This is a genomic window from Slackia equolifaciens, assembly GCF_003725995.1.
Classification (GTDB): domain Bacteria; phylum Actinomycetota; class Coriobacteriia; order Coriobacteriales; family Eggerthellaceae; genus Slackia; species Slackia equolifaciens.
In genome coordinates this window covers 1-16,730 of the sequence record NZ_QIBX01000010.1, presented here as the reverse complement: position 1 = coordinate 16,730, position 16,730 = coordinate 1, and the positions used below count along the sequence as shown (strand labels likewise).

Sequence of the window (16,730 nt, the reverse complement as noted above, 5' to 3'; positions counted from 1 at the left end):
CCTGCTGATTTAATCTTTGAGCAAATCAAGCAGCGTTTCGCTGAAGAAGTTGCCTCGTCCCAGCTGCGCCTTGGGGTCGAAGGCAAGCTTGAAGCGAGCCATTTCTCGGATGGCGTCTTTGCCGTACATGATTTCCAGGAAGTCGCGTTTGAGCTTGCCCACGCCGTGCTCGGCGGAAACGGCGCCGCCCATGGCTGTGATCTCATGTGCCCATTCGGCGAAAAGCGCCTTGCCTCGCGCGTATTCGTCCATATCGCGCGGAAGGATGTTCACATGCAGGTGGGCGTCTCCGATGTGCCCCCAGGTGGCCGCCTGCAGACGCTCGCGCGAAAGCGTGGAGCGATAGAGCGCTACGGCTTCGGGAAGGCGGTCGAACGGCACCGACATGTCGCTGCCCAGCTTTGTGATGCGGGGATGCTCGCGACGTCGCTCGTCGATGATGCGGTTCACGCTCTCGGGCACGGCGTGGCGGAACGCGCGCTGGCCTTCGCGTTCCGCCACGGTGGACGCCACCCAGGTGGCATCGGCGTCACCGCCGGCTTTCTCGAGCGCCTCCATTAAGGCTTCGAGCGAATCCATTGCCTCTTCGTCGTCATCGGCTCCGATCTCTATCGAAACGCAGCAGCAGGGCCCGTCGGGCGGCAGAGGAACATCGCCTGTTGCCCGGTCGCGAAGGACGTCGAGCGCGGCGTCGTCGATGTACTCGATGGAGGTCACGTGCTCGACACGGCGCGCCTGCGCCACGAAATCCAGGGAGCATTGCTCATCGGGAAGAAAGCACGCAACGTCCCATACGGACTGCGAAGCCTCCATGAGCTCTAGCTCGAGCTCCGTAATCGCGCCGAGCGTTCCGTCGGACCCCACGATTGCGTCGATGGCATCCATGCCTTCGGCTGCGTAATAGCCGCTTGCGCATTTGGCGTGCGGCATGGCATACGACGGGATCTGGGCCTGTACGGTGCGTCCGCCTTCCGTCGCGAGCGTCAGCAGCCCGTTATGGGCCACGACCTCTCCGCGCGCTACAGAAACCACGTCGCCGTCGGCGAGCACCAGGCGAACCGCATTCACATGGCCGCGCATGGCGCCGAATCGATAGCTGCGTGCGCCCGAGGCGTTGCATGCGGCCATGCCGCCGATGCTCGCGGAAGTCTCGGTGGGGTCGGTGGGGAACGTCTGGAGCGGCGCATCGAGAAAGGCCTGGCGGACGTCGAGCGATTCGGCATCCCAGCCCTCGGACGGGATGGTGCGCGTTCTCAGGGCGGCGTTAAGCTCCATGAGGGTAAGCCCTGGCTGCACGCGCAGAAAGAAACGCCCTTCCGCGTCGCGCCGCATGCCAAGGTAGCGGTTCATGCGCGAAAGGTTGAGTATGCAGCCGTCTTGGGGTACGGCTCCTGCCGCCAGGCCCGTGCGCGATCCTTGGATGGTGATGGACGTGCCCCGTCCGTGAAGCTCGCGCATGATGGCTGCCACGTCTGATTCGCTCTCGGTGAAGGCGATGCAGCTCGCCGTACCCACGGAACGCGATTCGTCGCGAAGGAATTCGTCGTAATCAGATGTGAATGGCTGGATGATGGACATGGTGCCTCCTCTGGTCGCCCGGAATGCTCGCCGCATTTCCCCTCGGACGACGTTTAAAGCCGACGGCGCCCGAGGCGTTTAGGGCGCGAAGCATATTCGGAAAATGATACCGCGCGTGAGGGTTAAAGCCTCGTGCGCCTCGCCGGAAGGTGCGAGCTGCCCACGAACGGGCGGGTGCATCCGACGAGGCGAAGCGGCTCGCAGCAAAAGCGCGAGATTATCCATGTATGGGCGGATGCGGGTGATGGGGCGGGTCGCCGGCTTTCCTGCGGATGTAAGCTGCCCGCCAACGGGCAGATGGCTTCTGGGCATTTCATGGCGTGCGGTTCGTATCGGGAGTTTTCGGGCGCATCGTGCGCATCTTTGCTACAATGAGCAATCGGCGTATCGGCGCCACAAGGCATCACCCGCAAGACGGGGCGTAAGAAGGATGTGACATGGACGAGATTATTTCCCAGCTTTGGACCCCTGAGCTCCAGATGGCGCTCACGGTGTTCATCGTGTTTCTGGTTGTTCTGTACGTGCTTTCCATCGTATGGGTGGTGCGCGACGCGTATCTGCGCGGCACGTTCTGGTACATCTGGGCCATCGTTGCCCTGGTGCCCCTGCTGGGCGTCATCGCCTATTGCCTGCTGCGTCCGCCCCTGTTGCAGATCGATCGAGATGAGCAGGAGCTCGAGGTGGCGCTCAAGCAGCGTCAGCTCATGCAGTACGGCGAGTGCGCCAACTGCGGCTATCCCGTTGAGGCGGATTACGTCCTGTGCCCCAATTGCCATCAGCGCCTGAAAAACCAGTGTGCGAAGTGCGGCCACGCCCTCGATCCGTCGTGGACGGTGTGCCCGTACTGCGCAACGCCCGTTGGCGGCGCAGCCCCTCGTGGCGCTCGAACTACCGGCAGGCCGCAGCAGCAGCCTGCTCGTCAGACTGCCATGGCGGCACGTGCGGATGCGGCCGGCCAGGCACAGGGCGCTCGTCGCCCTCAATAGATCGCGTCTGGCACGCATTCGCAGGCCGTCCCTTGGGGCGGCCTGCCTTTTGTTCGGCGGTATGTCGGGCGAAAGGCTTGTGGGGCGAGGTTTTCCGCGGTAAGGCGAGCGGTGCCGAATCCCCCTTATATGGAACTGTCCGAATCTAGATTCTGCCTTGATATCTGTTTATTATTCGAGGGGATGGCGTGCTCTCGAACATGCTGAATCCCCGAACGGGAGCGGGCTTTGCCCCGCGAGGCGTTTCTGAATGCGAAGCAGTCAGGAACGTGCTAATGAGAGGAGATATTCCCATGAAGGCCCTATACAACGACGGAACCGTCGCCGAGCTTCCTGAAGAAGAGGTCACGCACGTTGTCCGCCACTCCGCGGCGCATATCATGGCCCAGGCCATCAAGCGACTGTACTCGCAGGCGGATTTCGCTTACGGCCCCGCCACCGACAACGGCTTTTACTACGACGTTGACCTGGGTGACACGAAGCTCAGCGAGGAAGACCTTCCCGCCATCGAGGCCGAGATGAAAAAGATCGTGAAGGAGAACCTTAAGTTCACCACGTTCGAACTTCCGCGCGAAGAGGCTGTGGCTCTCATGGAGGAGCGTGGCGAAAAGTACAAGGTCGAGCATATCGGCGACCTTCCCGAAGACGCCCGCATCACGTTCTACCAGCAGGGCGACTACATCGACATGTGCGTAGGCCCCCACATCTGCTACACCAAGGCGCTCAAGGCCTTTGCGCTCACGGCGGTGTCGGGTGCTTATTGGAAAGGTGATAAGGCGAATAAGATGCTCACCCGCATCAACGGCACCGCGTTCGCCACGAAGGAGGAGCTCGAGGAGCACATGCGCGTGCTCGAGGAGGCCAAGAAGCGCGACCATCGCAAGATCGGCCGCGAGATGGACCTGTTCATGATGCGCGACGAGGCTCCGGGCTTCCCGTTCTTCTTGCCCAACGGCATGATTCTCAAAAACGAGCTGCTTAGCTACTGGCGCGAGATTCACCATGCGGCAGGCTACGTGGAAATCTCCACGCCGCAGATCATGTCCGCCGAGCTGTGGCACACCTCCGGCCACTGGGATCATTACAAGGACAACATGTACTCCACGCAGATCGATGGCGAGGAATACTGCATCAAGCCTATGAACTGCCCGGGCGGCGTGCTTGTGTACAAGTCGAAGCCGCATAGCTATCGCGAGCTGCCCATTCGCGCCGGCGAGATCGGCCTGGTGCACCGTCACGAGATGCGCGGCGCGTTGCACGGTCTGTTCCGCGTGCGTTGCTTCAACCAGGATGATGCCCACCTGTTCGTGCGCCCCGACCAGCTCACCGACGAGATCGTGGGCGTGGTGAACCTGATCGACTCTGTATACCAGAAGTTCGGTTTCACCTACCATCTCGAGCTTTCCACGCGCCCCGAGGATTCCATGGGCTCCGACGAGGACTGGGCTGCCGCCGAGGCGGGCCTGCGCGAGGCGCTTGAGCGACTGGGCAAGGATTACGTGGTCAACGAGGGCGACGGCGCCTTCTACGGCCCCAAAATCGACTTCCATCTCGAGGATTCGCTGGGTCGCACCTGGCAGTGCGGCACTGTGCAGCTGGACTTCCAGATGCCGCTCAATTTCGACCTTGAGTACACCGATCACGACGGCGCCAAAAAGCGTCCTATCATGCTGCATCGTGTGGCCTTCGGTTCCATTGAGCGCTTCATCGGCATCCTGATCGAGCACTTTGCAGGCAAGTTCCCCACGTGGCTCGCGCCGTGCCAGGTGAAGGTGCTGCCCGTGTCCGAGAAGTCGCGTGCGTATGCTCACGAGGTGGCCGACAAGCTCGAGGCCGCCGGCGTGCGCGTGGTGGTGGACGACCGCGATGAGAAAATCGGCTACAAGATTCGCGAGGCTCGCGGCGTCGATCGCGTTCCCTACATGCTCATTCTGGGCGAGCAGGAAGCCGAGGCGGGCAATATCTCGGTGCGCGACCGCAGCAACGAGACCGTGCCTATGGCGGTGGAGGAATTCATCGCGCAGATCACCAAGGAGATCGCCGAGCGCGCATAAAGGTGCCGAGCTCCGGCGCGCATAAGGGCGCCGAGCTAACCGGCTTTTCGTTGGGATTGACCACAAGCCGCTCGAAAGGGCGGCTTTTTGCATGCGGCCAAGCTCCTTTCGCGCATTAAGCGCGGCGGGGCGGCGAAACGCTTATGCGGCGGCGGCCTTTGATTATATGAATGAGAACGAGCGAAGGAGGGGACGACATGGCTGCGGGAACGTATCCGGCACGGGCGATGGTCTTGCGCAAGACAAAGCTGGGCGAGACCGACCTTATCGTGACCCTTCTTGCCGAAGATGGCCGTCTGCTTAAGGCCGTGGCGAAGGGCGCACGCAAGCCTTCGTCGTCTTTCGCCGCGCGTCTAGACGTGTTCTGCGAGGTGGATTTGCTGCTCGTACGGGGGAAGAGCCTCGACATTGTAAAAGAGGCGCGCCTGGTAAACGCGCACCGTGGCGTGCGCGAGGACGTGGAGCATGCGGCTGCGGCCGCTCCCGTAGTGGACCTTGTGGCGCGGCTCGCCCAGCCCGACCTCGAATCTCCGCGGCTTTTCGCGGTCACCTCGGCGGTCCTCTCTGCCATGGAACGAACGGATGCGTCGGCCGCTCTCGCGCTGTGCGCGGCCCATCTGCTCAAGGCGTTCTCCTTTGCGGGGTTTCGCCCGAGCTTCGACCGCTGCGTGGTGTGCGGGTCGCGCATCGACCTCGCCGGCGCCTCGGCTTTATCCGGGGCCATTTCGTTTTCGCCTGCCGAGGGCGGCGTGGCATGTTCTGGATGCTTGCTGTTTTCAGATTCGCGCCGCATTCAGGCCGATGTGCTGAACCATGCAAACCGCCTGCTCCATGCCACCTTCGCGGAGATCGCGGCCACCCCTGAAAGCCGTCGACTGACCTTCGAGGTGCTCCATTTGTGCCAGGCGTGGGTTCGCGAGCATGTGGGATCGCGTCTCAAATCGCTCGAGTTCCTATTCACCTGCGGCTTGTTCTGATATCTTTTGCGTATCTCCTTTTCATCCGCAGAAAACATCGATAGGCATATTGCATTGTCTGCGCGGTTTTGGGTTAATTTAACCATTCGTCACCGAACACGAGGGAGAGTGCTCCATGCTTGATGATTTCATTGTTCAGTATTGCAAGAACGACATTCGCGACCTGAAGGGATTCGACCGCACGGAATGCATCTCGGTCGAATTGGGGCATTTCGTTATGCGAGCCCATCCCGACCGCGGCTGCGTGAACGACCTGGGTACGGTACACGGGGGCTTTCTACTTGCGTTGGCCGACATGGCAGCGGCGGGCGCGGCAGATAGCTACGGGAAATCAAACGCGACCATGACCGTTTCTGCGAACTTCTTCCGCTCGGTGGATGTGGACGTGGACTACTTTGACATTGAGGCTACTGCGGTGCATGTGGGCCGCCGTACAATGGTGATTGAGGTGGTTATGACCAGGCCCGATGGAAAGATAGCTTTCAAGGCGACCTATACGATGGCCGTTTTGGGAGATGAGCTTTTGCCGCAGACCTGGTAATGGCCGCTGATTTTCTCCACGTTGTCCGTGCCGCCCCGATTGTGCGCGATAATCGATTCTCCGCGGTGCGCTTCTGCTTCTCGACTGGCGGTTTTTCGTCCTCGGCGGAGTGCTGCGGAGCCGTTGTTCCGGTCGGGGTGCGACGGGCGCATGCGCTCCATGCGCGTTGCGCTTGCGGAGGTTTTGGGGGCGCTGGGCGATGCGCTCGGGCGGGTGCAGGGCGCTTCCGTATAATGGTCGTCATGAATACGACCGAAAAGATAGCAATTATCTGCGTGGGCAACCGTTTGATGCTCGATGACGGCGCGGGTCCCGCCATCTACGACGAGCTGAACGCGAACTATCGCTTTCCCGACAACGTGAACCTCATTGATGCGGGCTGCATGACCATGGATTTGCTCCCGGTGGTCAAGTCGTACGACTATCTGATTACCGTCGATGCGGTGGATGGCACGGGCGAGGAGCCCGGCACGGTGTTTCGCTTTTCGCCGGAGGATATCGCAGGACACGGCGTTATGCAGTCGCTGCACGATATGCGCCTTATCGACCTGCTCAACGCCGCCGCGCTTCTGGGCTTTGACGCGCAGGGCATGTGCTTCGGCGTGCAGGTGGCCAACATGAATCCCGCTGTTGTGACCGAGGGGCTCACGCCGAAGGTGTATGACGCGTTGCCATTGTTGCGCGATGCCGTGCTCGCGCATCTCATTGAGCGGGGCGTTTCCTTTGACAATGCCGACGGGACGCCGTTTGTTCCCCCTACGGAATCCGGCGGGCGCCTGCATTCCGCCCCCGTCTCGTGCGGCGATTCCGCGGAGGTGGAACTGGCGGCTTCGGAGCGTTCCTGCCGCAACGCGGATTCATTTGCGAACAGCCCCGCCTCGATCGCGGTGGAGGGATAGCGCATGTCGAAGAAAACCAAGCAACAAACCGCACAAGTGTCCGAGCTTAGCGACGAGCAGATTCGCGCTGAGGAAAAGTTCCTCAAGGGCGTGCCGCGCGTGAACATCGCGGCGTTTCTCATGCCCGCCATCTGGGGCCCTGCTCACGGTATCTGGGTCACCATTCTCTATTACCCCTTGTGGCTTCTGGCCGACAACTGTTTCGTGGGGGCATTTGTCGCTCGCACTCCGCTTTCGATTGCGTTTGCCGTGATTGTGGCGGTGGCGCTCTTCGCCATGACGCTTGCGTTCTCCATCATCTCGCAGCCGCTTGCGCTCCACCGCGCGGTGGATATGGGCATCTCGAAGGAGACGTATCTGCGACGTCAGCGAATCTGGGCTGTCGCCATGGCTGTTGTTGCCGCGGTTGCGCTTGCTGCTGCGACTTACTACAACCTGTGCATCAATCCGGAGATGCTGGCTGCGATGGGGTAGGGGCGCCATACGCCGCGGCGTCTTCGGGCAGTTCGTCGAACTGTTGCCTATTCGCCACCTACCGAGCGCTTTTGTCCGGTACCATTTCCGATTAGCCGTTTTCAATGCGGACCTCTTTTGCTCGCCGCATATCGCGCATCGCTGGCGCGCTGTGCGAAAGCGTAGATTTCATCCGTGGCCCGTCGCAGCACTGGGTCGATTTTGTGAATTGAGGATTCATGTCTGAAGAACAACCCGTGTCGCTCGTACAGCCGCCCAAGCAGAAGCTGCCTCTTCTGCTTAAGATTCTGGCCGTCATCCTGATTGTCATCGGCGTGCTCTCCGTTCCGCTGATCGCTCTTGTCGTGGTGGGCATGCCCTTCGTGTTCAGCCAGGTGAGCGAGACGTACGGCACGATGACCATCATCTTGGTGGTTGCAGAGTTGGTGCTCATGCTTGTGACCGGCGTGCTCTACGTGTTGCTGGGCGTCAACATGCTTCGCGACAGGCGTCGCTATGCCCGTCAGCTTATAGAGCTGACCATCACGCTCTCAATAGCCCAGCTTCTGTGCGAGAGATCATGCTTGTGGGTCTCTCTTCTCTCGACATTTGGGCACTGGTGCGCATCGTCTTCGCTGTGGCGCTCATGGTGTATATCGATCCCTCGCTTTCGGAAGAGCGCCAGCTCAAGCGCAAGCTGCGTGACATGGAGACCCGCGAACGCGCCGAGGAGGGGACGCTCGGGCGCGACGAGACAGGCAAAGGCTATATCGAGCTCGACTTCTTCAACCTGTTCTGGATTTTTGTGGTGGCGAGCGTGCTCGGTCTTGTCATCGAAACCATCTACCACATGGTAGTGGTGGACCCGGGCGTGTACCAGGATCGCACCGGCATGCTGTGGGGGCCGTTCTCGCCGATCTACGGCGTGGGCGCGGTGCTCATGACCGTGGCGCTCAACCGCTTCCATAAGGCCAACTTCATCGTGATATTCCTGGTGAGCGCCGTTATCGGCGGTGCGTTCGAGTATCTGGTCAGCTGGTTTCTGCAGTTTGCTTTCGGTATCGTGGCGTGGGACTACACAGGTACGTTCCTCTCCATCGGCGGCCGCACGAACGGCATGTTCATGAGCATGTGGGGCGTTCTGGGCTGCGTATGGGTGAAGCTCATCCTTCCGCGCCTGCTCAAGCTGGTGAACATGATTCCGTGGAAGTGGCGATACAGCCTGACCACCGTGTGCGCCGCGCTCATGATCTTCGACGCGGGCATGACGCTCCTTTCGCTGGACTGCTGGTACCAGCGCGTGGCGGGCGACCCCATCCAGAACGCGGTGGAGCAGTTCATGGCCGACCACTACGACAACGAGTTCATGGAGCATCATTTCCAGAGCATGTCCATCGATCCCAGCAACTCCACGCGTACGAGCTAGGAAGTGGCAGCACCGGGCGCATGGGGAAGTGCGCATGGCGGCAGGAAGTGCGCATCGAAGTGCGCACGCCGCGCTTGAGGCCACCGTCGAAAAGGCTGCCGTCGTTGAGTCCCACATGCGTGCGCGTCGTTCATGCTGCAGTTTTTTCGGGTGGGAGCAAGTATCGAATGCGTCCAGGCTATTGTGACCTGGGAAAACGATTCAGCTTGAAGCGTCCTACTGGAGAGGTGCTAGCAAAACTGCAGCATGAAGACTCCTTTCGTGTGCCGAATCTTCAACCGTGCGTCTCCTCCATCGCTTGCGGGGAATCGTGCGCCCTCAATCGTACGTTTATCCTCTGTCTACAGGAAAACTCGGTTAAATTGCCGGTTTGACATTGGCGCACGGGCGTGTATACTGGCCGCAGTCCTTTAAGACGGTACAGAGAGACCGGCAAGGCTGTTGCGTTCGGCGCCGCATAAGAACGCGAACCACACATAGGCGCCCACACATGAAGCCTTCGCCTCCTGGCCAAGGCGTTTTTTTATGCCCTGATTCGGGAGGCAGCCCGTAGAGCCCCAGACGGGCCGCGCGGGTGGCAAGGTCGGGTCTGTACGCACTCGTACACGAAGAGAGGAGAGTGTGTATGAAAGACACCTGCCAGGTGAAATCCGTCGTCATGGATGGCGCGGAGATCGAGCGTTCGCTCACGCGTATCGCCCATCAGATCCTGGAGGCGAACCATGGTGCCGATAATCTGGCCATCGTGGGCATCGTCACCCGAGGAGATCTTCTGGCCAAGCGCTTGGTCGAGAAGATCGAAGAGATCGAGGGCGTGAAGGTCGACCTGGGAAGCCTCGACATCAGCTTCTATCGCGACGATTTCATGACCAACTTCGCCCCTGCGGTCCATGCGACCCACATTCCCTTTGACATCGACGGCAAGCATATCGTGCTGGTGGATGACGTCCTTTATACCGGGCGCACCATCCGCGCCGCGCTCGACGCGCTCATGGACCTTGGCCGCCCCTCCGTCATCCAGCTGGCCGTGCTGGTTGATCGCGGTCATCGCGAGCTGCCCATCCGCGCCGATTTCGTGGGCAAGAACGTGCCTTCGGCGCACGACGAGAACGTTCGTCTGTTCCTTGAAGAAGTGGACGGTCGTAGCGCCGTCGAGATTTTGGACGTAGCGCCGGGCAGCCGTGCCGGTTCGGCGCCTCTGGGAGGTGAATAGTCGCAATGGCTTTCAACCACAAGCACCTGATCGACATCACGGAGTACTCCCGTGAAGACATCATGACCATCCTGGAAACCGCCAAGGCGTTCTCCGAGGTCAACCAGCGCGCCATCAAGAAGGTGCCTACGCTTAAGGGCAAGACCATCGTCAACATGTTCAACGAGCCCTCCACCCGCACCCGCTCTTCCTTCGAGCTGGCCGAGAAGCGCCTTTCCGCCGACAGCCTGAATTTCGGCGGCTCCTCCACCGCTACGGTGAAGGGCGAAAGCCTGGTGGACACGGTTGCCACGCTTAATTCTTATAAGATCGATATGATCATCGTGCGCGACAAGCATGCGGGCGCGCCGCACATCATCACCCAGCATAGCCCCGCCGCCGTTATCGACGCCGGTGATGGCAAGCATCAGCATCCCACGCAGGCGCTGCTCGACCTCTACACCATCTGGGAGCACAAGCAGAACTTCGAGGGCCTCAAGGTGGGCATCGTGGGCGATATCGGACACTCTCGCGTGTGCGGCTCGCTGGTGCCTGCGCTCAAGATCATGGGCGCCGAGGTCACACTTATCGGCCCCGCCACGCTGATGCCCGCTCGCCCCGATGTCCTGGGCGCCGACCACGTGACGGCCGACCTGGACGCTGCGCTGCCCGAGCTCGATGTGGTGTACATGCTGCGCATCCAGCGCGAGCGCCTCGAGGGGGCACCGTTCCCGTCTTTGCGCGAGTACCATAAGCTGTTCGGTTTGACCAAGAACCGCGAGCAGCTCATGAAGCCCGACGCCATCATCTGCCACCCCGGCCCCATCAACCGCGGCGTGGAATTCGACAGCTACATGGCCGACCATCCGCAGCGCTCGGTCATTCTGGAACAGGTCTACGCCGGCATCTGCGTGCGTATGGCCGTGATGTATCTGCTCTTGGGAGGTGCCGACAATGGCCTTGCTTCTTAAAAACGCCCATATCGTTGACCCTGTGGTCGAGCTTGACGGCGTGGCCGACGTTCTGATCGAAGACGGCAAGATCGCCGCCGTAGGCGAGGGCCTTAAGGCCGAAGGCGCCGAGGTGCGCGACATGACCGGCAAGTACCTCGTGCCCGGCCTGGTTGACATGCATGTGCATCTGCGTGAGCCCGGGTTCGAGCACAAGGAGGACATCGAGAGCGGCACCCGCGCCGCGGCCCACGGCGGATTCACCGGCGTGTGCGCGATGCCCAACACCGATCCCGTGTGCGACAACGGCGTGGCCGTGGGCTACGTGCGCGCCCGAGCCGCCGAGGTGGGCAAGTGCCGCGTATACCCCGCTGGCGCCATGAGCAAGGGCCTCAAGGGCGAGATCCTCTCCGAGATGGGCGACATGGTGGCTCAGGGTGCCGTCGCCTTCACCGACGACGGCCGCGGCGTGCAGGACAGCGGCATGATGCGCCGCGTCATGGATTACGGCAAGATGTTCGGCAAGGTTATGATGGTCCACTGCCAGGATGACGGCCTGGTGGGCGCCGGCCAGGTGAACGAGGGCGTGGTGTCCACTCGCCTGGGCCTTCTGGGATGGCCTGCCGAGGGCGAGGAGATCGAGATCGCTCGCGACATCGCGCTGTGCCGCCTCACCGGCTGCCCGCTGCACATCCAGCATATCACCACCGCCCGCGGCCTTGACCTGGTGCGCGCCGCCAAGGAAGAGGGCCTGCCCGTGACCTGCGAGGTCACGCCGCACCACCTGTTCCTCTCCGAGGATGCGCTTGACGGCACCTACAACACCTCGCTCAAGGTCAATCCGCCGCTGCGCACCCAGGCCGACTGCGATGCGCTTATCGAGGGCGTAGCCGACGGCTCCATCGACTGCATCGTGACCGACCATGCTCCGCACGCCGATTGGGAGAAGGCGCACGAGTTCGAATATGCGCCCTTCGGCATGACCGGTCTTGAGACCAGCCTGGCGCTCGTGCTCACCAATCTGGTGGGCAAGGGCATCATCGACTACGGCAAGATGGTCGATGTCATGGCTATCGCCCCGCGCGAGATTCTGGGCCTTGAGCCCGTCAAGATCGCCGAGGGCTCCGTGGCTGACATCACGGTGTTCGATCCGACCATCGAGTGGACCGTCGACGGCGAGGGCTTCGAATCGAAGGCTCATAACTCCGGCTTCATCGGGGCCGCTCTCACCGGTCGCGCCACCGATGTGTACGTGGGCGGCGTCGCCACGATGGTTGACGGCAAGGTTGTCGACTAGCGAGCGCTCGCCGTCTCGCTGAGCAAACGGGCCGTATGCATGGCATGCGGCCCGTTTTTTGCGCCCGCGCGCGTAATCGTGGCGCCTTTTGCGTACAATAGCCAGTATCCGGCATGTGCCGGGCGCGCGGCGCGGCGTCGCGCGCAAGACGAAGTGACGAAAGAGAGTGGTTGCCTATGTGCACGACCGACGAGGCCCAGGCCTTCGACGAGCGTGCCCGCGTGCTGGGGAACGAGCAGGTGGGCCCGCGTCTCTACAAGATAACGCTTGACGCTCCTCGCATGGCGCGGTCGGTGCGCCCCGGACAGTTCGTCCATATGCAGCTGACCGGTTTCGAAGCGCATATTCTGCGCCGTCCGTTCTCGGTCTATCGCGTGCTGCCCGAATCGGGGGCCGTGGAGATCATCTATCAGACGGTTGGCGAGGGAACGAACTACATGACCGGCTACGCGCCAGGCGTCGAATGCTCCATCATGGGGCCGCTCGGCCACGGTTGGCAGCCCTGCGACGGCAAGCTGCTCATCGTGGGCGGCGGCGTGGGAGCGGCGCCTTTGTTCATGTTCGCCGAGGAGCTTGCGAAATCCGGCCACCCGTTCGAGGTGGTGCTGGGCGCGCAGACCGAGAGCATGCTGGTGACGCGCGGCGATTATGCGGCGCTTCTTGGTCGTGAGGCTGTCCTTGCCACCGATGACGGCAGCGTGGGCCATGCGGGCTTTTGCACCGAGCCGGTGCGCGCGCAGCTTGCTACCGGAGAGTATGCGGGCGTGTTCTGCTGCGGCCCCGAACCGCTGATGCGCGCCGTGGCGGGCATTGCTCGCGAGGCGGGCGTGGCCTGCTGGGTGTCTATGGAAAAACGCATGGCGTGCGGTGTAGGCGCATGCCTTTCCTGCGTGGTCGAGACGCATGAGGGCAAGCGCCGCTCCTGCGTGGACGGCCCCGTGTTCAACGCAAAGGATGTGGTGTGGTAATGGCTGTGAACATGCAGGTGAATCTGGGCGGCCTGATCATGCCCAACCCGGTTACCGACGCCTCGGGGACCTTTGCCGCGGGGCGCGAGTACGCCGCATACTGCGATGTTTCCCGCATGGGCGCGGTGACCACGAAGGGCGTGTCGCTCAACGGCTGGGAGGGCAACGACGCCCCGCGCATCGCCGAGACGCCCAGCGGCATGCTGAACTCCATCGGCCTGCAGAACCCTGGCGTGGCGCATTTGTGCGAGGTTGATTTGCCCTGGATCAAGAGCCAGGGCGTGCCCGCCATCGTCAACGTGTCGGGCCACAGCCTCGAGGAATACGTTTCCGTGGTGGAGGCGCTCGAGGCCGACGGGCAGGCGGATGCGTACGAGATCAACATCAGCTGCCCCAACGTGGATGCGGGCGGTCTTACCTTCGGCACGCATGTGCCCAGCGTAGAGGCCGTGGTGAGCGCCTGTCGCGTCGCCGCAACCAAGCCCATGATCGTCAAGCTCTCTCCCAACGTGACCGACATCACCGAAATCGCTCGCGCAGCGGAGGCCTCGGGCGCCGATGCCATCTCTTTGATCAATACGCTTCTGGGCATGGCGATCGACGCCAAGACGCGCCGTCCCAAGCTGGCGCGCGTGGTGGGCGGTCTTTCGGGCCCGGCGGTCAAGCCCGTGGCCCTGCGCATGGTGTGGCAGTGCCACAACGCCGTGAAGATTCCCATTCTCGGCATGGGCGGCATCATGACGGGCGAGGATGCGATCGAGTTCATGCTGGCCGGTGCCACGGCGGTGGCGGTGGGCACGGCGAACTTCGTGAACCCCCATGCCGTCAACGACGTGCTCGACGGCATGATCGAATACTGCGAGCGCTTTGGCGTGAGCGACGTGAATGAGCTGATCGGAGGATTGCAATGCTAGCAGCATACGAGAGCGCCCCGCGCGCCGACCGCGTGATCGTGGCGCTCGACTGCGACCGCGCTACGGCGCTCGACCTGGCGAAAAAGCTCCAGGGCAAGGCCAAGTGGCTCAAGGTGGGCATGACGCTCTACTACGCGGAAGGCCCCGCCATCGTCGAGATCTTCAAGCTCCTGGGATACAAGGTGTTTCTGGACCTTAAGTTCCACGACATTCCGCACCAGGTTGCCGGCGCCGCCGCGTCTGCCGTGGAGGCGGGCGCTGACATGATCACCATGCATGCGGTGGGCGGCGTGCCTATGATGGAGGCCGCCCAGAACGCGGTGGACGAATCGGGGACCGACGCAGATACGCTCGCCATCACGGTGCTCACGAGCATGGACGACGCCACCCTTGCCGCCACCGGCGTTACGCGCGGCATGCAGGATCAGGTCAAGCAACTGGCTCTTTGCGCGCAGGAGGCAGGGCTTTCGGGCGTGGTCGCCTCTCCGCAGGAGGCCGCCATGCTGCGCGAGCTGTTGGGCCCCGACGCCCTCATCGTTACTCCGGGCGTGCGCCCCGCCGGCGCCGATTTGGGCGACCAGAGCCGTGTTGCGACGCCTAAGGCCGCTTTTGACGCGGGCGCGTCGCATATCGTGGTGGGCCGTCCTATCACGCAGGCCGACGACCCCGTGGCCGCGTTCGAGCGCATCGCTGCCGAGCTGTAGGGCGCAAGGCGTGCAACCTTGCTCTGACCACGGAAAATTCACAGGTCATGGGCAATGTGGCGCATTTTTGCGCAATCTTTGAAAGCGTCGCGCGCAATGTGGATGAAAATCTTGAAACACGCGTCTGGTGTGGTATTATCGCCAATCGCCGTCTAGATGGGGCGGCTGAACTATGAAGGAGTGAACTACCGATGGCTATCCCTCAACTGAGTGCTGAAGAACGTCAGGCCGCCCTCGAGAAGGCTAAGGCTGCTCGCATCAAGCGTGCGCAGGTCCGCGACGACCTCAAGTCCGGCAAGCTTTCTCTCAAGGAAGTCCTCGACATGAAGGACGATCCCGTGGTGGGCCGCATGAAGGTCTCTACTCTGATCGAGACCATGCCCGGCTATGGCAAGGCCAAGGCCGAGAAGATCATGGGCGAGCTCAAGATCGCCGAGAGCCGCCGTCTGAAGGGTCTGGGCGAGCGCCAGGAGGCTGCTCTGCTCGAGCGTCTGGGCTAGTAGAAGGCTGTCGATACCATGCGCCGCGGAAACCTCTTCGTCATCTCCGGCCCTTCGGGCGCCGGCAAAGGAACGCTTGTGTCCCGAATCATGGAGAGGGTGCCCGACGCATGGCTTTCCATCTCGGTGACCACGCGCGATCCGCGCGAGGGCGAGATCGACGGCGTGCACTACCTGTTCTTTGATGATGCGCGCTTCGATGAGCTTGCGGCCCAGGACGGATTTCTCGAGTGGGCGCAGGTCCATGACCATAAATACGGCACGCCGGCGCAGCTGGTGAGGGAGCATCTGGACGCGGGATGCCAGGTCATCCTTGAGATTGACGTCCAGGGAGCGTTTCAGGTTCGCGAGCGCGTTCCCGAGGCGCATCTGGTGTTCATTGAGCCGCCTTCGCTTGAGGAACTGGAGCGGCGCCTGCGCAGTCGCGGCACCGAGGACGAGGAGTCTATCGCGCTGCGCATGAGCAATGCCAAGCTGGAGATGAGCCGCAAAATGGAGTATGATATCCGTTTCGTGAACGACAACCTCGATGAATGCACCGACGAGCTGGTGTCTTACATCGAACGAACCGCTGAGACAGACGAGGAATAGATAAGCATGAGCATCATCGACCCTAAGATCGACGTCCTGTTGGACGAGACCGACAACGACCGTTTCCTGCTGTGCGCCCTGGCTTCCAAACGCGCCCACGATATCAACGACATGATGCGCGGTCAGCGCGAGCGCGCCATTGAACTTTCGAGCGCTGTGGAGATCGCCAAGGCGAACAACACCAAGCCGCTCTCCATGGCGTTCAAGGAGATTGCGCGCGGCGAAGTGTCGTATGACCCGGAGACTATCGATATTCATCAACACTAATCAAAGGGGGAAGAGGAAGGGAAGTTTCCCTTCCTCTTCCCCCTTTGGAACCCCTATCTCTTTTCCTCGCTCCAGTTCGCGAGGGAAACCGGATATTTGGACCCCTTGGCCCACTAGCGGGCATCGCTTCGCTCGCCCGTGACCCGTGGCAAGATTAAAGCTCGAGGCATCACCAAGTGTCTCGAGCTTTTTAGTTCGCGTCCCGTGCGGGGAGCAACATCTCGCCCGTTCGCGGGAGAGCGCAGCGAATCCCGCCGCGCGAAGCGCGAACCGAATGACTTTGAGGCACTTGGTGGTGCCTCAAAGTCAGTTGCACTTGCGAACGGGCGGCCAGCGAAGCGAAGCCGCCTCGGTGGGAGATGAAGCTGTAAGCATCCGGTTTCCCATGCGTCCTGGTGCGAGGAGCAAGGGGAGGGGGATGCAAAGGGGGAGG

Annotated in this window: 17 protein-coding genes; 16 read left to right on the top strand and 1 reads right to left on the bottom strand. The window is 61.8% G+C overall.

Going from position 1 to position 16,730, the window contains the following annotated elements; genetic code table 11:
• Nucleotides 1-9 precede the first annotated feature (9 nt).
• On the bottom strand, nucleotides 10-1,578 hold the full coding sequence (locus DMP06_RS06470) for an FAD-binding oxidoreductase (RefSeq protein ID WP_123208934.1): 1,569 nt from the start codon (nucleotides 1,576-1,578) through the stop codon (nucleotides 10-12).
• Nucleotides 1,579-2,015: 437 nt separating this feature from the next.
• Here DMP06_RS06470 and DMP06_RS06465 point away from each other — a divergent pair, with 437 nt between their 5' ends.
• The 16 genes from DMP06_RS06465 (at nucleotide 2,016) to DMP06_RS06390 (ending at nucleotide 16,297) form a co-directional block, all read left to right on the top strand.
• Complete coding sequence (locus DMP06_RS06465; protein ID WP_123208933.1) at nucleotides 2,016-2,564, top strand: zinc ribbon domain-containing protein; 549 nt, start codon at nucleotides 2,016-2,018, stop codon at nucleotides 2,562-2,564.
• A 293-nt stretch (nucleotides 2,565-2,857) separates the two neighbouring features.
• Nucleotides 2,858-4,618: a threonine--tRNA ligase gene (thrS, locus tag DMP06_RS06460; RefSeq protein ID WP_123208932.1), complete on the top strand. Its 1,761-nt coding sequence runs from the start codon at nucleotides 2,858-2,860 to the stop codon at nucleotides 4,616-4,618.
• 197 nt (nucleotides 4,619-4,815) lie between these two features.
• Nucleotides 4,816-5,595 carry a DNA repair protein RecO gene (gene recO, locus DMP06_RS06455; RefSeq protein ID WP_123208931.1) on the top strand — a complete coding sequence of 260 codons (780 nt, stop codon included), beginning with the start codon at nucleotides 4,816-4,818 and terminating at the stop codon, nucleotides 5,593-5,595.
• A gap of 115 nt (nucleotides 5,596-5,710) precedes the next feature.
• The gene (locus tag DMP06_RS06450) at nucleotides 5,711-6,136 is read left to right on the top strand and encodes a PaaI family thioesterase (protein ID WP_123208930.1); all 426 of its coding nucleotides are present in this window, start codon (nucleotides 5,711-5,713) and stop codon (nucleotides 6,134-6,136) included.
• Between the two features lie 242 nt (nucleotides 6,137-6,378).
• Nucleotides 6,379-7,035 carry a hydrogenase maturation protease gene (locus tag DMP06_RS06445; protein WP_123208986.1) on the top strand — a complete coding sequence of 219 codons (657 nt, stop codon included), beginning with the start codon at nucleotides 6,379-6,381 and terminating at the stop codon, nucleotides 7,033-7,035.
• A 3-nt stretch (nucleotides 7,036-7,038) separates the two neighbouring features.
• Nucleotides 7,039-7,509 carry a viscotoxin-A3 gene (locus DMP06_RS06440; protein ID WP_181443029.1) on the top strand — a complete coding sequence of 157 codons (471 nt, stop codon included), beginning with the start codon at nucleotides 7,039-7,041 and terminating at the stop codon, nucleotides 7,507-7,509.
• 565 nt (nucleotides 7,510-8,074) lie between these two features.
• The gene (locus tag DMP06_RS06435; protein WP_245962410.1) at nucleotides 8,075-8,914 is read left to right on the top strand and encodes a putative ABC transporter permease; all 840 of its coding nucleotides are present in this window, start codon (nucleotides 8,075-8,077) and stop codon (nucleotides 8,912-8,914) included.
• 625 nt (nucleotides 8,915-9,539) lie between these two features.
• Nucleotides 9,540-10,127, top strand: coding sequence for a bifunctional pyr operon transcriptional regulator/uracil phosphoribosyltransferase PyrR (gene pyrR / locus DMP06_RS06430; RefSeq protein ID WP_123208929.1), 588 nt, complete (start codon nucleotides 9,540-9,542; stop codon nucleotides 10,125-10,127).
• Between the two features lie 5 nt (nucleotides 10,128-10,132).
• Nucleotides 10,133-11,077, top strand: coding sequence for an aspartate carbamoyltransferase catalytic subunit (locus DMP06_RS06425; RefSeq protein WP_123208928.1), 945 nt, complete (start codon nucleotides 10,133-10,135; stop codon nucleotides 11,075-11,077).
• Nucleotides 11,061-12,353: a dihydroorotase gene (locus tag DMP06_RS06420; RefSeq protein WP_123208927.1), complete on the top strand. Its 1,293-nt coding sequence runs from the start codon at nucleotides 11,061-11,063 to the stop codon at nucleotides 12,351-12,353. The genes DMP06_RS06425 and DMP06_RS06420 overlap by 17 nt, the downstream gene beginning before the upstream one ends.
• 176 nt (nucleotides 12,354-12,529) lie before the next feature.
• Nucleotides 12,530-13,321, top strand: a complete 792-nt coding sequence (locus DMP06_RS06415) for a dihydroorotate dehydrogenase electron transfer subunit (RefSeq protein ID WP_123208926.1) — start codon at nucleotides 12,530-12,532, stop codon at nucleotides 13,319-13,321.
• Nucleotides 13,321-14,235: a dihydroorotate dehydrogenase gene (locus DMP06_RS06410; RefSeq protein ID WP_123208925.1), complete on the top strand. Its 915-nt coding sequence runs from the start codon at nucleotides 13,321-13,323 to the stop codon at nucleotides 14,233-14,235. Before DMP06_RS06415 ends, DMP06_RS06410 begins: the two co-directional genes overlap by 1 nt.
• Complete coding sequence (pyrF, locus tag DMP06_RS06405; RefSeq protein ID WP_123208924.1) at nucleotides 14,229-14,939, top strand: orotidine-5'-phosphate decarboxylase; 711 nt, start codon at nucleotides 14,229-14,231, stop codon at nucleotides 14,937-14,939. Before DMP06_RS06410 ends, pyrF begins: the two co-directional genes overlap by 7 nt.
• A 191-nt stretch (nucleotides 14,940-15,130) precedes the next feature.
• Complete coding sequence (gene mihF / locus DMP06_RS06400; RefSeq protein WP_123208923.1) at nucleotides 15,131-15,439, top strand: integration host factor, actinobacterial type; 309 nt, start codon at nucleotides 15,131-15,133, stop codon at nucleotides 15,437-15,439.
• 18 nt (nucleotides 15,440-15,457) lie between these two features.
• Nucleotides 15,458-16,030: a guanylate kinase gene (gene gmk / locus DMP06_RS06395; protein WP_123208922.1), complete on the top strand. Its 573-nt coding sequence runs from the start codon at nucleotides 15,458-15,460 to the stop codon at nucleotides 16,028-16,030.
• A 6-nt stretch (nucleotides 16,031-16,036) separates the two neighbouring features.
• A complete protein-coding gene (locus DMP06_RS06390; RefSeq protein WP_123208921.1) occupies nucleotides 16,037-16,297 on the top strand; it encodes a DNA-directed RNA polymerase subunit omega in 261 nt (86 codons plus the stop codon).
• The last annotated feature ends 433 nt before the right edge of the window (nucleotides 16,298-16,730 follow it).

Bases quoted from the DNA above. Each gene is read 5' to 3' on its own strand.
- mihF (WP_123208923.1), top strand. From the start codon at position 15,131: ATGGCTATCCCTCAACTGAGTGCTGAAGAACGTCAGGCCGCCCTCGAG.
- DMP06_RS06420 (WP_123208927.1), top strand. From the start codon at position 11,061: ATGGCCTTGCTTCTTAAAAACGCCCATATCGTTGACCCTGTGGTCGAG.
- DMP06_RS06425 (WP_123208928.1), top strand. From the start codon at position 10,133: ATGGCTTTCAACCACAAGCACCTGATCGACATCACGGAGTACTCCCGT.
- DMP06_RS06390 (WP_123208921.1), top strand. From the start codon at position 16,037: ATGAGCATCATCGACCCTAAGATCGACGTCCTGTTGGACGAGACCGAC.
- DMP06_RS06470 (WP_123208934.1), bottom strand. From the start codon at position 1,578: ATGTCCATCATCCAGCCATTCACATCTGATTACGACGAATTCCTTCGC.
- recO (WP_123208931.1), top strand. From the start codon at position 4,816: ATGGCTGCGGGAACGTATCCGGCACGGGCGATGGTCTTGCGCAAGACA.
- gmk (WP_123208922.1), top strand. From the start codon at position 15,458: ATGCGCCGCGGAAACCTCTTCGTCATCTCCGGCCCTTCGGGCGCCGGC.
- DMP06_RS06450 (WP_123208930.1), top strand. From the start codon at position 5,711: ATGCTTGATGATTTCATTGTTCAGTATTGCAAGAACGACATTCGCGAC.
- DMP06_RS06415 (WP_123208926.1), top strand. From the start codon at position 12,530: ATGTGCACGACCGACGAGGCCCAGGCCTTCGACGAGCGTGCCCGCGTG.
- DMP06_RS06445 (WP_123208986.1), top strand. From the start codon at position 6,379: ATGAATACGACCGAAAAGATAGCAATTATCTGCGTGGGCAACCGTTTG.
- DMP06_RS06440 (WP_181443029.1), top strand. From the start codon at position 7,039: ATGTCGAAGAAAACCAAGCAACAAACCGCACAAGTGTCCGAGCTTAGC.
- thrS (WP_123208932.1), top strand. From the start codon at position 2,858: ATGAAGGCCCTATACAACGACGGAACCGTCGCCGAGCTTCCTGAAGAA.
- pyrF (WP_123208924.1), top strand. From the start codon at position 14,229: ATGCTAGCAGCATACGAGAGCGCCCCGCGCGCCGACCGCGTGATCGTG.
- pyrR (WP_123208929.1), top strand. From the start codon at position 9,540: ATGAAAGACACCTGCCAGGTGAAATCCGTCGTCATGGATGGCGCGGAG.
- DMP06_RS06410 (WP_123208925.1), top strand. From the start codon at position 13,321: ATGGCTGTGAACATGCAGGTGAATCTGGGCGGCCTGATCATGCCCAAC.
- DMP06_RS06465 (WP_123208933.1), top strand. From the start codon at position 2,016: ATGGACGAGATTATTTCCCAGCTTTGGACCCCTGAGCTCCAGATGGCG.